Origin of the sequence: Shewanella denitrificans OS217 (assembly GCF_000013765.1) — a bacterium.
In the GTDB taxonomy this organism is placed as follows: Bacteria; Pseudomonadota; Gammaproteobacteria; order Enterobacterales; family Shewanellaceae; genus Shewanella; species Shewanella denitrificans.
The window spans coordinates 506,579-521,874 of the sequence record NC_007954.1; the positions used below are offsets into that span (position 1 = coordinate 506,579).

A 15,296-nucleotide genomic window follows, 5' to 3' on the forward strand; every position below is an offset into this window, starting at 1 on the left:
ATAAAATATCGTTGCAATGAAGCGAGCTATTAACGTTAAACCCTAAGATGGGCAACTTTAACTGCGCTGATATGCAGTAGCAAGCATGATCGTCTGGCATGAGTGCTTATCTCATGGCCGCGCTTTCGCATCGGCCTTAAATTTTCTACTGTTTTATGGTGAGTTCAGCTACGTCTTTTCTGGCGGAAACGCGGATGCTCATCAAAAGCTGGCTGTTATCTATGTCGGTTAAATAATCGACATTGCTGGGTAAGTCTGCAAGGATGTCAAATTTATCCTCGTTAAGCCCATAGGACCACAATTGGTTTTGTTTATTAATGCCGTAAATGACATTGTCATTTATCACGAAGCGCTGCTTTTCGGCTTCTTGGCCATCGAGTGCTTCAATCCGTTGATCTTCAACTGGCCCTGGGCGCCAAAACCTGCCCATCTTATCCGCGTAAACCAGTTGGCCATTTTCACTTTTAAGCGCCCAATTAATGTCCTTGTCGTTAATGGTTCGAGTCTCTAAGTGGGTTAAATTAAGCTCGGCGAATGTGAGTACCTCTTGAATACGAATAAGCACCACAGCGCGGTTGTTTTTACTGTCCCATTGGAAAAGTTGAAACACAGGGTATTCCAATGGAAAAATCGTTTGCGTTGAATCCAGAGATACCTGAATGAGCACATCGTTAGCATTGACTAAAAGACTTTGGCCGTCAGCCGCCCAATCCATGCCATATATATACGTATCCATCGGGAAGTCGGTGAGTTGCTGTGAACTTTTACCGTCGGTTATCCAAAGTTGCTCTTCTCCTGAACGATCCGATTGGTATGCGATTAGCTCGCCATTGGGCTGTAATTTGGCGCTATCTTCGCCATATGTTGAGCGCTCTATTACTGAATAATCGCTGCTTGTAAGGCTTTGAGTTTGCGCCGATGATTGTACTATTTGTGCATTTTCAATCTGCGCGGTATTGGGCTGTGAGCTCACTAGCGGGGAACTCGTTAACTGTGAGAGTGGCAAAGATACTATGTCACTGTCGTAGTGGCCTTTAATGACCAGCATACGCTTTCCATCAGGATGAAACTGGGGCTGGCCCATAGATTGATCGAGGGGCAAGCTGATGTTAGTGACTTGGCCATCAAAAGACAGGGTAAATAATTGCCTGCCGGTGCTAAAAATGAGTTGTTCCTTTAAGGGGGAGAAATTGGGGTAGATCCTCTTAAATTTTGCGATTTCTTTTGGGTATTCGATGCGGTTGCTGGAAATAAGACGGCCATCTGGTTTGAGAATTTCAATGTAATACTGACCATCTTTATGGGAACTTATCACGGCAAGCAGTTCATCTTCTGGCGAATAATCGTAGTAAATTAAATTTCCCTCATCAATCTCGTAAATATCTGTGGTTTTGTTTGCACTGACCGAGTAACGGGTCAATTTCCAACGATTAGACAGCTTTTGAAATAAGGCGATATCGTCATTATTTAGCCATTTAGGAAATTTTATTTCTGAATTTTTACACTCAACCAATACCTTTGCCGATTGAGGTGCTTGCAGTGCCTTGTGAAAATCCAAACTCATGAGCTTATAACACTGATTATCGGGCTCAGGTTTACTACAACCCCCCGTCTGAATAAAGACCAGTTGGTTACCATCGGTAGAAAAACTATGACTTCCATATGAATCAAAGTCTTTGGTTAGTTGAGTTTCTTGCTGAGTCTTAGTGTTTTTTGCCCAGATGTTATTGCGGCAAAACACTGCTGAATAGCGATGAAAAACCACGTACTGACCATCGGGTGAATAAATGCTCGCGAATTCTTTATTGTCTGTGGTGGTCAGTAGACGTAACTCGCCAAAGGATAATTTCGAGGGCGGCTGAGGCATAAGATACTGATAGCCGATATACGCCAAGATAATTATGCCAAAGAGGGTAAACAGCGGCATTACAGTCAGCTTTGAAGGCTTGGCGTTATCGGTTGTTGTGGCGCTCTTACTTTGATCCTTGTCGTGAGAGTGATGTTGCGCCTTGCTTTGCGTGTTGTCCTCACTCATAGCAAGGGCGTTGGTCTCACTCATAGTCGGCGTGTCGACAATATTTTCTTGAGCGGCATTGAGGGGAGGGGATTCAATATTATCGTGCCACCTAACATCACATTCAAGGCTATAACCTTGCTTTGCATGGGTCTTAATATAAACCTGAACTTTGCCATCATCACCTAGGGCTTTTCTTAATTGGGCGATGCTTCTTTGTAATGTATTAGGTGAAACGACAGTGCCTTGCCAGACGTTCTCCAGCAATGCGTCATGACTAACCACCTTACCTTGGTTTTCAGCCAAGTAAGTGAGTACTGCCAAGGCTTTTGGAGCAATTATTTGAGATTGGTTATTTTGCGTGATTTGATTTCTGGATAAATCAATAAAAAAACCACCAATCGAATATTGCTCTGCCATAAAACCTCTATTTCGAATGAAATCTGCTGCTCAGAAGTGAGTCTAAAAAAGATGAGTCACCTTAGCACAACGCAGGGGCCTGCTGAACATAATTTTATAACTAATTGATAACATGTGGCTTTGAGTGAATCAGCAAGACGTCAGCTAGAAATCATCATAACTTCAAGTATTTTAAAATCGCAGGGTATAGATTTGGCTTCTCTGTTTAATTTCACAGAGCATATCTAAATTGACGTATAGCCAGATAAGGGATCACTCATGAAGCATCTTTATTTTTTTATAGTATTGCTACTCTCAATGCTTTTACTTAGCAGTAAGAGTTATAGCCAAGAGGGATTTCCAGTCCTTAAAGGCCCCTATATGGGTCAACAACCACCGGGCATGATGGCAGAACTCTTTGCACCAGGCATCATCTCGAAACAAGGCTGGGAGCTCGAAGGTGTGTTTGCTCCCGGCATGAAAGAGTTTTACTTCACTTTAGACCGCAGTGAATACACTAATGGTCCCGATAAAAAATTTAGCCCAACTGTTATCGGTTATCGTCAGCACAACAATATCTGGACTAAATACATTGAATTCCCCCGACGCGGTGAAACGGCGTTTTCCCCTGACGGCAAGCGCATGCATATGGCAGAGGGCTATAAAGACCGGATAGGCGAGGGCTGGTCAGAACGTAAAAGCCTTGGGCCTATGTTTGACCGCAAAGACTGGGGCATTATGCGTCTTACCGTGTCCTCCCAAGGTACCTATGTGTTTGACGATTATAAAAGTAAAGACGTCATTCGCATATCTAGGCTCAAGGACGGCAAGCGACAAGCGCCCATAAAAATGGGCCCTGCGGTCAACTCGGGCACCTATACCGCCCACCCTTTTATCGCAGCGGATGAGAGTTACCTTATTTGGGATAGTAAGCGGGAAGGCGGCTACGGGGATTCAGATCTTTATATCAGTTTTCGACAACAAGATGGCACTTGGGGCCCTGCCATCAATATGGGCGATAAGGTCAATTCCGATAAATGGGAGGCCTACGCCAGTGTCACCTCAGACGGCAAATACATGCTGTTTAACAGAGGCGTAGATGGGCGTGACGTCGATATTTATTGGGTGGATGCACAGATTATTGAAACCCTCAAACCCCAATAAAAAACGAAAAAAAAAAAGGAATAAATGGTGAAAACATTAACATTATTAGTCTTATTGTGGGCGATACCGCTAACCTCAGCCGCTGCTGAAGCCAAGATTGAAGACACGATTGAAAACGCGGCTAGCTTTCCAATCTTAAAAGGTCCCTACTTTGGGCAAACACCGCCTGGGTTAACGCCTGAGGTTTTCGCGGCGGGTATTGTCTCTGTGGATGGACGATATGAAGGGGGTGTGTCTTTTTCTGCTGACTTTAATGAAATGTACTTTTCTGCAACGGTGAAAGGCCACTCTATTGTGTATTTTTCAACACTCGAAAACCAGCATTGGACTCAGCCTATCAAAGCCAATTTTACCCAAGGTAAGGTCGCGGATGAATTTAGTCCATTTGCGAGCCTTAGTGGTAACAGGATTTATTTTTCCACTTACGACTCGAGTTATCCGCTTAAAATCTGGTATGTAAACCGTTTAGATAACGCTTGGAGCAAGGCGATACTGCTGGATTCACCACTCAATAAAGAAGAAGTTATCATGTCGAGTGAAGCCCAAAACGGCGATCTGTTTTATATCAATTCGTCAAAAAGAAAAATGTATTACGCCCTTAACAACAATAACCAATTTGCCGAAGGGCAGGATGTCGGCATTGAGTATGGTTCCCACGGTTTTATTTCCCCATCTCAAGATTTCTTAGTGGTAGACGCCCATAAAGACAATGATGAAACCAAAGACAAGGATATTTACGTCTATTTTAAGCAGCAAGACGGGACATGGTCAAAACCCATCAACCTTGGGTCTACCGTCAATTCTAATTTTAGAGAAGGAAGCCCTACTATCACGCCCGATGGCAAATATTTATTTTTCAATCGCTATGATGAGAAAAGCGGCAACCCTAATATTTACTGGGTAAGCACAGACATAATCACCGAGTTAAAGAAAACGAATTTTTAGGAGGATGACCACAAATGCAGATTTTTCATTATTGAAACGCAGGGCGTTAGCGGCAGTTGTATGAGCTAGCCATTGGATTATAGAGGGGATTCACAATGGCTGTTTATTGCGGTCTTCTGGCTATTTTTGAAGGGATATTATTACGTGCTTAGTGCGTCTTCGTCTTCGAAGAAGCCTTCTTCAATCTTGGCTAATTCTTGTTGCTGTTTAAGCTTGCTGTTTTGCTGGGCAACTTCACCCTGGGCAGCTTGTCTTTCTTTAAAGCTGTGTTTTTCAGATTTAGTCAGAAATTTATAGGCTTTATCATTGGCAAGTGCATAGGCCACCACATCTTCGCCTTTTACTCTGCGCTCATCCACTCGCTGCGAGAAGCGTTCATTATCGCGGGTTTTACGCTGTTCGGCATTTAATTTGCTCATATATCGTGTCCTCATGGGTCTATTTTATCACGGTAGGTTGTCATGACGCTCAGTTAAACAAATGTGGGCGGGTGCACATTCATAAAGCTGGTGGCGGATCCTAGCATAAAGTTGCCGTGTTAATCTGAAACCAATGGGGTCAGAGTGACATTTATCATCTGTTCCTCCTCGCCTAATCTTTAGATGGTAAATGCTGCGTGGTTAATAACCGCAATGTTGGCGTTCACAAGGGATACCATCACCATCGCCATCCATTTGAGTCGTTGGGCAATTTTTGAGATAAAAAGTGGCTTCCTCACAGGATTTCATATGGCTGCAATGGGTTTTAGCTGTTTCACAATAAAAATTGGGCTGAAGTTTTTGCACCGTGTTTTGGCTAAGCGTATTTGCATCTGACTGTAATTGGGTTGGCACTGGCTCGCTGGCATTGGCGGTGATTTTGTTAGATTGACTAAACCCATAAATCCCTAAGCTAATAAGCAATAAAGTGGTAATAATATGGCTAGCCATTTTGTTCTTCGGTGCCGTGTCGCGGCCGCTTTTGACGAGATGAAAGGCGTCTTTGCTGTGCAGAGAATTGTGCTGAGAGCTGTGATGGATAGCACTGCTATTTGTACTCAGTGCAGCCTTTGAATGGCTTTGGCTATTGACCTGAAGAGAGCTTGCTAGGATGGCAACCCCAGTAATATGAGCTCGACGGGCTCTGACTTTACCATCGGCTTGCAGCTCGCGCTCAAACTCTATGTTGTCACCGACTTTAGGCTTGCGCGCCATGTGTTTGAGGGTCGAGATATGAATAAACACATCAATATTTAACGCTTCATCCGGTTTATTATTTAATAAGCAGGTTATTTTTTGTTCTGGCTGAATAAATCCAAAGCCTTTGCCTTCATTCCAACGCACTAATGTGCCATTTTCCATGTTCATATAACCCCATTCCTTTGGTTGTTTACTGCTCATTGTCGATATTGTAGCGCTAATCCTTGATTATTAGCTTGGATATAATACACGCATAGATGTGATTAGGGTAGATACGAATAGGCGTGAACGACGACAAAGATGTAATGGGGAGGAGCCACAAAGTAGTATTAGAAGTTAGTGTTCACGTTCATATAGGGCTAAATAAATGCATCGATAGCGCCATGTGAGACGCTATTATTGGTCATCGCATTTATTAATGCGTCATAAGCGCAAACGGGTCTTGGCAGTGTATTAATTGTTTCTGTAGATTGCCGTGTAACTCTGAGTGGTTATCGATTTTAGATTCTTTGACTGTGATTAATTGAATTTTTGCACTGGGTTGACCTGTGTGTTTCACGTCTAACCAAACGGGCATCATGTTCAGTGGATTAATAAAGTAATAAGTTTTGCTGTGATGATCTGCCATATTTGTCCAACGTGTGCAGGTGGCATGGTCAGACTGTTTGGGATTAAATTGGTAAGGAATCGCACCTTTTTGCATAAAAGCGCGGGTTTGGGCCAGCACGTCTTCTGGTTGCTCTGTTTTGTCGGACAAGCTTAGGTAGAAAGCTGCATTATCGAAACTTTGGATGGGTGTATAACCCCCCATCACAGTATAAACAGGTGTATCAATTCTAGGCTGAGTTTGGCCCCACAAGTATTGCCAATGCTTTAATATACTCAGCTGAGTTGCATAATCAGGTTCGTTAGTGACCACTTGATATTTTGGATTTTCATAAACGCTCAACACGCCATTAGTTATTTCTATGATGCTTGAGTTTCCCGTTTTATCTGACACGGCAAGGTGAATGTGTGCTGGGACTAACTCTCGTTCATTCCCACCTTCAGGCACTAGGTCATCCAAGATCACTAAAGTGTTATGGCGTGCATACTCAGCCACGCTTTTGGCATCGGCAAAGCAGTCTAAAATATACTGCGGCCAGCAAAGCACGCTGATATTCCTGTTATTTTGGTTAGGTTCTGCAGGCGCGTAAGTTGCGGGAGTATCGTACAGAGCATTAACCATAAGACCTTGGTCATTCATGCCATCCACAGCAGCATAACCTTGCTCGTCATCACCCATCATGGCGACTACGCTGGCATAGCTTGAACGCCACTTAAAGACGGCACTCTGTGGCAGGGCTAATGTATGCATTTGCTTGTGAGTTAGGCCTTGTTTCTCGAGTCCTTCTGTAAAACGATACAGGCTGACATTAATAGGCCTAAACCAATTCATATTCCTGCCAGTGACTGGATATTGCTCATTTAAATTATTCAGTACTCGTAAACACATATGCTCTCCTAAATGGGTTTTTAATAAATCATTGTTTTGATATCAAGCCAAGATGAAATAACATAAAGCTAATCAAGATGATATGGAAGTGTTATGCATGAAGTTGAGTTAGACAAAACCCATAAGTTAAGAGCAAAAGTGTTGATAGGAACTTGTGGATTACTTGGAATGCTCGGGCTGTTACTTGGGGTGATCAACATTCTTTTTATAGGCTTAAGTCCAGTGTTAGCAGGCCTGCAGCTAGGATATGCCTTGGTGTCATTTTGGTTAATGCAACGGGCACTAAATGATAATCACAAACCTTGGGAGGCTCACTTATATGTTTATGGATTAACGGCAATAGTGATGTTTGCTGTTTATGTAGCAAGGTTAGAAAGTTTTATGTTTTGTTGGGCGTTGATCTTACCCATTCTTTACTTGCTTATGCTTGGCAAACAAACAGCCACTCTACCTGCCAGCTTTCTGTTTATTTTTGTATTAATCGACATTAGCATTAAATCTGATGTCATGCCTTGGCCTATGATTTTGAACTTTTCTTGCAGCTATGCACTGATTTGGCTTATTGCTTATGTCTATGAAAATAATAGGGAACGCTCTGAAAATGAATTACAAACATTGGCACTGCTAGATCCCTTAACCCAGCATTACAATCGCTTAGCCTTAAGTAAGAGATTTCAATCACTTTCTCAAACTTCCACTCTGCCTATGTGCATATTATTGTTAGATCTCGATTATTTTAAAGTGATTAATGATACCTATGGTCATGAAGCGGGTGATATTGTCCTGAAGGCTTGTGCTAAACAAATAAGCAGTATTGCGGGCTACAGTGACACTTTTAGGGTGGGTGGTGAAGAGTTCTGTGTGTTAGTGCAAGCTGAACATGCAAACCAAGCTGTTGAGTTGGCGGAATCAATTCGAAAACTGATAAGTGACACTGAATTTTTATTTGAAAATCAAAACTTAGCTGTGACAGTAAGCGTTGGGGTCGCAACATTCGAGGCTAAGATGACACTGTCAAACTTGCTGGCCAAAGCCGATAAGCAGCTATATTTAGCCAAAGATTTAGGCAGAAACAAGGTGATGTTTGACGGCGGTTATTTAAAATAAGCGCTTTTATAGGCAAGCGCCTTCCACTGGGTGCGCGTTGCTGCGAATAAGCGGCTTAGTGGGAGCTTGTTAACATGAAGGAAAATCCAGTGCGCGCCCCCATGCGAGCCCCTTACACTTAGAGGTTGTCTGCTGTTGCGTCGCTCCTGGTGTGTGCCCCATACAAAGCAAAAAGGGTTTTCCATCTCTGGAAAACCCTTTTCAATACAACAAGCTAATCCCTTCGGATTAGTTCATGCCGTATTTCTTTAATTTTTTACGCAAGGTGCCGCGGTTAATACCTAGCATGTTTGCTGCACGTGTTTGGTTGCCACGTGTGTGTTGCATTATGATGTCTAGTAAAGGCGCTTCTACTTCGCTTAATACCATTTCATATACTTCAGAGGCTTCTTGACCGTCCAACTGAGAGAAGAAGTTAGTTACGGCACGTTTTACTGCATCACGTAATAACTGTGGCTTGATAGTGCCATTTGCAGTTTCGATTTTGCCTACGGTAAGCTGGTGAACTTCAGTGTTAGTTGTCTGATCAAACATTCTATTCTGCTCTTTATTAATTTTTTACTAATTCATCAAAATAACATTCCACTAGGGAATATTGCTGGTCAGCGCTTTCGAGCCGATTGAAGTCAGCACGAAATTGGCGCTGTTCCTCTTGGTTTAAATACCATCCCGTATGCTTTCTGGCGAAGCGGACACCTTTATATTCGCCATACAATTCATACAGTTTGGTTAGATGCTCGAGCATGACAAGTCGTTGCTCGTGTATCTCAATGGGCGCTAATTTTTTACCTGTTTCCAAGTAGTGCTGGATCTCTTTAAAAATCCATGGCCGTCCTTGGGCACCTCGTCCTATCATCAGGGCATCGACGCCAGTGTAATCAAGCACAAACCGCGCTTTCTCTGGACTGTCTATGTCTCCATTGGCGACAACAGGAATAGAGATATTCTGTTTTATTGCTTTTATCGTGTCGTACTCGGCAAAGCCTTTATACATACATTGCCGCGTTCTGCCGTGAACGGCGAGGGAGGCAATGCCACAATCTTGGGCAATCTGGGCGATTTGAACACCATTCTTGTGTTCAGGATCCCAACCTGTGCGAATTTTTAAGGTGACAGGCACATCTACTGCGGCAACCACGGCTTGTAAAATGTCTTTTACTAGCGCGGGATCTTGCATCAATGCTGAGCCTGCAAATTTTTTATTCACTTTTTTCGCTGGACAACCCATGTTGATATCAATGATATGCGCGCCTTGTTCAACATTGAACTGAGCGGCATTGGCCATTAAATCAGGATCGGCGCCGGCAATTTGTACTGAGCGTATACCTTCTTCACCAGAGTGTGTCATGCGCTGGCGGCTTTTCTCTGTGTCCCATACTTCGGGATTAGAGGAAAGCATCTCTGAAACGGCTAAGGCTGCACCATAACGTAAACAGAGGTTTCGAAAGGCTTGATCTGTGACACCTGCCATTGGTGCCACGATCAGCTGATTCTTCAGTTGATAGGGGCCAATTTGCATCACGATATATACCTTGCTCGTCAAAGGGGCGCTATAGTAGCCCTTTTTCGCGGCGATGAAAAGGTCAATAAATGACCTGAGCAAAACTTTTTTGCTTGACTTTTGTTTGCCAAGAAGTTCGTGTCGATTTTGACCGAGTATCAAGCCCAGTGGGCGTTGCAAAGGGTTAACATAGCTTCTACATTCAGATAAAAAAAATGCCGCCAAGACAAATCTTGGCGGCACTCATTGATATTTGAGTCAATAATCCTATTTTTACAGCGTTATTGGGGCCTACTACTTACGTATGCCTGTTAAGCGACTCCAATCATCCTTATAGGCAGGTGGGTCCATCTGGAACCATTGGCTATAAAATTCGGCTAACTCTTCAGCTTGCTCCTGCAACAGGCCAGAAAGTGCAAGCTTGCCGCCTTGACGGACTTTTTCTGCGATGAGCGGCGCAAGTTCCCGCAGCGGGCCTGCGAGTATGTTAGCAACCAGCACATCGGCTATGAGTCCTTCAGGTTGATCTTCTGGTAAATACAGGGCCAGTTGGTCTTGGACATTATTACGCACAGCATTGGCTTGTGAGGCATCTATGGCTTGGTAGTCGATATCAACGCCAGTGACTTTCTTGGCGCCAAGTTTTAAGGCCGCGATGGCAAGAATGCCTGAGCCGCAGCCAAAATCTATCACCTCTTCATCGCTTAAATCTAAGCTGTCTAGCCATTCTAGGCACAAAGCGGTAGTGGGGTGGGTACCAGTACCGAAAGCGAGACCTGGATCTAAAATTACATTCACCGCATCAGGGTGGGGAATTTCACGCCAGCTAGGGCAAATCCACAAGCGAGTACCGAATTGGATCGGATGAAAGCTGTCCATCCATTCACGGACCCAATCTTTGTCTTCGATTTGCTCGATTTTGTGGGGGAAGTTTTCCCCTAGCATGGGCGAGGTGGCTAATAGGGCTACGGTCGGCGCTAGATCTGTGCCAGCATCGAATAGCGCCACCACCACAGTGTCTTGCCAAAGCGGCGTTTCACCTAATTTAGGTTCGAAAATAGGGGTGTCCTTACCGTCTTCATAGGTAATAGACACAGCGCCTTGCTCCATAAGGATATCGCCAATGGCGTCAGCATGGTCACTGTTGGTGTTGATTCTAAGTTGGATCCAAGGCATGGGATGCTCCTGTTTTGTCGATATCGACTGCAGACACTGAGGGCCTGGCTGTCTTTTTCTGAATATTTTGAGACTGTAAACAAACATGCCGCTCGGTGAGCGGCATGTTAACACGTCATCTTATGCTTAAGACTTGGCGCGTTTCATCGCGGTAAAGAATTCATCGTTAGTCTTGGTCATGGCCAATTTGTCGATAAGGAATTCCATTGCGGCAACTTCATCCATAGGGTGAAGAATTTTACGCAAAATCCACATCTTCTGTAGTTCTTCAGTCGTAGTCAGCTTCTCTTCACGACGAGTACCAGAGCGATTGAAGTCAATCGCTGGGAAGACGCGCTTTTCAGCGGCTTTACGAGAAAGGTGTAACTCTTGGTTACCTGTACCTTTAAATTCTTCGTAAATCACTTCATCCATCTTAGAACCGGTATCTACCAGAGCGGTGGCGATAATGGTTAAGCTGCCGCCGTGCTCGATATTACGAGCTGCACCAAAGAATCGCTTTGGTCTGTGCAGGGCGTTGGCATCCACACCACCGGTTAACACTTTACCCGATGAAGGGATCACTGTGTTGTAGGCACGGGCCAGACGGGTAATAGAGTCAAGTAAGATAACCACGTCTTTCTTGTGCTCAACCAAGCGCTTGGCTTTTTCAATGACCATTTCAGCCACTTGTACGTGACGGCTAGCAGGCTCATCGAAGGTTGATGCAATCACTTCGCCTTTCACTAGGCGCTGCATCTCGGTCACTTCTTCAGGACGTTCATCGATGAGCAATACAATTAACACCACATCAGGGTTGTTGTAGGTAATGCTTTGGGCGATGTTTTGCAGTAATAGGGTTTTACCTGCCTTTGGCGGCGCAACGATAAGACCACGTTGGCCTTTACCAATTGGCGAGCATAAATCTAGGATGCGGGCGGTAATGTCTTCTGTTGAACCGTTACCACGTTCCATACGCAGACGTTCTTCTGCATGTAACGGGGTTAAGTTTTCAAACAGGATTTTATTCTTTGAGCTTTCTGGTTTGTCGAAATTGACTTCGCTAACTTTAAGCAGCGCGAAATATCTCTCGCCTTCTTTAGGCGGACGGATCTTACCGAATATGCTATCGCCGGTACGCATGTTGAAACGACGAATTTGGCTTGGTGAGACATAAATGTCATCAGGACCTGCCAAGTATGAGCCATCGGAACTGCGTAAAAAACCAAAGCCGTCTTGCAGGATTTCAAGTACACCGCCACCAAAAATATCTTCACCGCTTTTGGCGTGGGCTTTAAGAATTGAGAAAATAATGTCCTGTTTACGAGTACGGGCCATATTTTCCAATTTCATTGTTTCGGCTAAGGAAACTAAGTCAGAAATAGGGGTGTCTTTTAATTCAGTTAAATTCATTTTGGGGGTCTTGTGGTTCGCGACAAAGCTTACCGCGATCAATCAGTAAAGTTGGTGGTAAGTAAATAATGATTGATAAGCGAGAAGAGGATTAATTGAAAAAGCTGATGAATAAATTAGCACTTAACTTCAGGGACGTCCAGATTTTTAGTAAGAAAAAGGCACAAATTGTTCACAATTTGTGCCGCTGGTCGCTAAAATCGATAATAAAGCTTAGATTTGTGCATCCATAAATTCTTTTAATTGAGTTTTTGATAGTGCGCCAACCTTAGTTGCCACTAACTCACCGCCTTTGAACATCAACAAAGTTGGGATGCCACGAACACCGTATTTAGCTGGAGAAACGTTGTTTTGGTCAACATTTAATTTAGCTACCGTTACTCGGCCTGCATACTCTTGGGCAACGTCATCTAAGATTGGCGCGATCATTTTACAAGGGCCACACCACTCAGCCCAAAAATCTACCAATACTGGTAATTCTGATTTTAGGACGTCATTTTCAAAGCTGTCATCGCTTAGGTATACAATTTTATCACTCATGTTATTCTCCAGTTTGGTTCCATTGCTAGTTTATTAATGGCTTACCATGTATATTGGGTTGGTTAAATAGCTTTTCAAGCCTTAGTTTACTAAATGCAGCTATTTCAAACCATCGAGTCCTTTATTGCAACCCCAACAGGTATGCTTCCGCTATGAGCGAAACACATTTATCTACACAAAGATTTGCCGATCTTCCTCTACATGCTGAGGTAATTCAGGCACTAAACGAAAATGGCTTTGAGTTTTGTACGCCAATTCAGGCGTTATCCTTACCTGTTTTATTAAAAGCAAAAGATATAGCAGGGCAAGCTCAAACAGGTACAGGTAAAACTATGGCCTTCCTAGTGGCCACTTTTAACCACCTATTAACCACGCCTGCACCTCAGGCCCGTGAATTGAATCAACCTAGGGCCATTATTATGGCGCCTACTCGCGAATTGGCTATCCAAATCGCCAAAGATGCCAACTTGCTTGCTAAGCACACTGGCCTTAAAGTCGGCATAGTCTATGGCGGCGAAAGTTACGAAGTACAACGTGAAGTATTGGATAAAGGCGTGGATATCTTAATTGGTACCACAGGACGGATCATTGACTATGTACGTCAAGGCGTTATCAGCCTGAACTCCATTCAAGCCGTGGTACTGGATGAAGCCGATCGTATGTTCGATCTCGGTTTTATCAAAGACATCCGCTTCTTGTTCCGTCGTATGCCAGACGCCTCTTCTCGTCTCAACATGTTGTTCTCCGCCACCTTGTCGATGAAAGTGCAAGAACTGGCTTATGATCACATGAATGATCCTGAAAAGGTGGAAGTCACCCCAGAAGAGAAAACCTCTAAGAACATCAAAGAAGAGATTTTCTATCCTTCAACCGAAGATAAGATGCGTCTGTTGTTGACCTTGATGGAAGAAGATTGGCCAGAAAAAGCCATCGTCTTCTCCAACACTAAACACAGTTGTGAAAACCTTTGGTCTTGGCTTGAAGGGGACGGTCACAGGGTGGGTTTACTTACCGGTGATGTGCCACAGAAAAAGCGAATTCGCATTCTTGAGCAGTTTACCAGTGGTGATCTAGACGTGTTGGTCGCTACCGACGTGGCGGCCCGTGGGTTACACATTTCTGATGTATCTCACGTGTACAACTATGACTTACCGGATGATTGTGAAGATTACGTTCACCGCATTGGTCGTACGGGGCGCGCGGGCAACAAAGGTGTCTCTGTGAGTTTTGCCTGTGAAACCTACGCCCTTAATTTGCCGGCGATTGAACAATACATAGGTCATTCAGTGCCTGTCAGTCGTTATGACAGAGAAGCCTTATTGGATGACATTCCAACGCCAGTCAAAATTCATCGTAAACACCCAACGAGTCGTACACGAGATGGCGCTAAAGGTGCCCATAGAAGTGGTGGTGCACGTCCACCGCGTCACAGGACCCGAAGACCATCTTAGATGCAGACACCTGCTTACGCAGCCATTACCTTAGGCTCAAATAGTTTTAACATGTTGGTGGCCAGAACCATAGGTCACCAGCCGGTTATTATTGCTAAGTATAAGCGCAAGGTGCGCTTGGCCGAAGGGATCACCAAGGATGGCATATTAAATGAAGCTGTGATGGCAAGGGGGCTCGACTGCCTTGCCATGTTTGCCACTATGCTTAAAAAACATCATATCGATGCCGACCATCTGGCAGTACTCGCCACCGCAACCCTTAGAATGATAGCTAATGCCGATGATTTTCATCGACGGGCTTTGCCTATTCTCGGCCACCCAATTGAAGTGATTTCTGGAATGCGAGAGGCTGAGCTTATCTATCAAGGCATGATGGCAACGACCACAGGCCAAGGGCGGCGATTAGTGATAGACATTGGCGGTGCCAGCACTGAGTTTATCGTCGGTGATGGCCACAGCGTGTTATTTAAAACTAGCGTACCTATTGGCAGTGTGGTGTTTAATAAGCAATTTTTTAGCGCCGCGCCATTTCAGCAATTGGATTTTGATGATGTATATCATCATATTTATACTGTTATCGAACCCCATCTAGAGATGCTAAGAAATTTAGGCTGGCACACTGTTGTGGGTGCGTCAGGTGCGGTGCAATCTGTGGTGTCAGTACTTGCCCATAGGGAAGTGTCAGAAGTGATTACCTTAGAGGTATTGACTGGCCTTAGGGATGAAATTTTGGCACAGTCCGATGCTAAGCTCGCTCAAATTGATGGCCTCAGGGCCGATAGGCGACCGACATTCGTCTCAGGGGTTGCTATTTTGCTCGCTTTGTTCGAGCATTTATCTATCGATGCCTTGCATCTGTCGGGTGGGGCACTCAGGGAAGGGGTGATTCATATGTTGGCACAGCGACTCAGCTTAGCAGTAAATGACGCCTAGC

14 protein-coding genes are annotated in these 15,296 nt (G+C 44.3%); 5 read left to right on the forward strand and 9 right to left on the reverse strand.

Annotated features, from left to right (window positions below; all coding sequences use genetic code 11):
* Window positions 1-145 precede the first annotated feature (145 nt).
* On the reverse strand, window positions 146-2,434 hold the full coding sequence (locus tag SDEN_RS02310) for a winged helix-turn-helix domain-containing protein (RefSeq protein WP_011494895.1): 2,289 nt from the start codon (window positions 2,432-2,434) through the stop codon (window positions 146-148).
* 258 nt (window positions 2,435-2,692) lie between these two features.
* On the opposite strand from SDEN_RS02310, the gene SDEN_RS02315 reads away from it, so the two are divergent.
* Window positions 2,693-3,577: a PD40 domain-containing protein gene (locus tag SDEN_RS02315; protein WP_011494896.1), complete on the forward strand. Its 885-nt coding sequence runs from the start codon at window positions 2,693-2,695 to the stop codon at window positions 3,575-3,577.
* Window positions 3,578-3,601: 24 nt separating this feature from the next.
* Window positions 3,602-4,522 carry a PD40 domain-containing protein gene (locus SDEN_RS02320; RefSeq protein ID WP_011494897.1) on the forward strand — a complete coding sequence of 307 codons (921 nt, stop codon included), beginning with the start codon at window positions 3,602-3,604 and terminating at the stop codon, window positions 4,520-4,522.
* 140 nt (window positions 4,523-4,662) lie between these two features.
* On the opposite strand, the gene SDEN_RS02325 is transcribed toward SDEN_RS02320, so the two are convergent.
* From SDEN_RS02325 to SDEN_RS02335, 3 genes are all read right to left on the reverse strand, one after another.
* Window positions 4,663-4,941 carry a hypothetical protein gene (locus SDEN_RS02325; protein ID WP_011494898.1) on the reverse strand — a complete coding sequence of 93 codons (279 nt, stop codon included), beginning with the start codon at window positions 4,939-4,941 and terminating at the stop codon, window positions 4,663-4,665.
* A gap of 201 nt (window positions 4,942-5,142) precedes the next feature.
* Entirely contained in the window at window positions 5,143-5,868 is a 726-nt protein-coding gene (locus SDEN_RS02330; RefSeq protein ID WP_041405643.1) for an excalibur calcium-binding domain-containing protein, read from the reverse strand.
* A 247-nt stretch (window positions 5,869-6,115) separates the two neighbouring features.
* On the reverse strand, window positions 6,116-7,195 hold the full coding sequence (locus SDEN_RS02335; protein ID WP_011494900.1) for a linear amide C-N hydrolase: 1,080 nt from the start codon (window positions 7,193-7,195) through the stop codon (window positions 6,116-6,118).
* Window positions 7,196-7,288: 93 nt separating this feature from the next.
* Here SDEN_RS02335 and SDEN_RS02340 point away from each other — a divergent pair, with 93 nt between their 5' ends.
* On the forward strand, window positions 7,289-8,302 hold the full coding sequence (locus SDEN_RS02340) for a GGDEF domain-containing protein (RefSeq protein ID WP_011494901.1): 1,014 nt from the start codon (window positions 7,289-7,291) through the stop codon (window positions 8,300-8,302).
* 228 nt (window positions 8,303-8,530) lie between these two features.
* On the opposite strand, the gene fis is transcribed toward SDEN_RS02340, so the two are convergent.
* The 5 genes from fis to trxA all read right to left on the reverse strand — a co-directional run bounded on the left by fis (window position 8,531) and on the right by trxA (window position 12,911).
* Window positions 8,531-8,836, reverse strand: a complete 306-nt coding sequence (fis, locus tag SDEN_RS02345; RefSeq protein ID WP_011494902.1) for a DNA-binding transcriptional regulator Fis — start codon at window positions 8,834-8,836, stop codon at window positions 8,531-8,533.
* 16 nt (window positions 8,837-8,852) lie between these two features.
* Window positions 8,853-9,821 carry a tRNA dihydrouridine synthase DusB gene (gene dusB / locus SDEN_RS02350; protein WP_011494903.1) on the reverse strand — a complete coding sequence of 323 codons (969 nt, stop codon included), beginning with the start codon at window positions 9,819-9,821 and terminating at the stop codon, window positions 8,853-8,855.
* A 276-nt stretch (window positions 9,822-10,097) separates the two neighbouring features.
* Window positions 10,098-10,979, reverse strand: a complete 882-nt coding sequence (gene prmA, locus SDEN_RS02355) for a 50S ribosomal protein L11 methyltransferase (RefSeq protein WP_011494904.1) — start codon at window positions 10,977-10,979, stop codon at window positions 10,098-10,100.
* Window positions 10,980-11,105: 126 nt separating this feature from the next.
* Window positions 11,106-12,371 carry a transcription termination factor Rho gene (gene rho / locus SDEN_RS02360; protein WP_011494905.1) on the reverse strand — a complete coding sequence of 422 codons (1,266 nt, stop codon included), beginning with the start codon at window positions 12,369-12,371 and terminating at the stop codon, window positions 11,106-11,108.
* A gap of 213 nt (window positions 12,372-12,584) precedes the next feature.
* Window positions 12,585-12,911, reverse strand: a complete 327-nt coding sequence (gene trxA / locus SDEN_RS02365; protein ID WP_011494906.1) for a thioredoxin TrxA — start codon at window positions 12,909-12,911, stop codon at window positions 12,585-12,587.
* A 152-nt stretch (window positions 12,912-13,063) separates the two neighbouring features.
* Here trxA and rhlB point away from each other — a divergent pair, with 152 nt between their 5' ends.
* Both rhlB and SDEN_RS02375 read left to right on the forward strand, forming a co-directional pair.
* Window positions 13,064-14,362: an ATP-dependent RNA helicase RhlB gene (rhlB, locus tag SDEN_RS02370; protein WP_011494907.1), complete on the forward strand. Its 1,299-nt coding sequence runs from the start codon at window positions 13,064-13,066 to the stop codon at window positions 14,360-14,362.
* A complete protein-coding gene (locus SDEN_RS02375) occupies window positions 14,363-15,295 on the forward strand; it encodes an exopolyphosphatase (RefSeq protein WP_011494908.1) in 933 nt (310 codons plus the stop codon). It begins immediately after the preceding gene.
* The last annotated feature ends 1 nt before the right edge of the window (window position 15,296 follow it).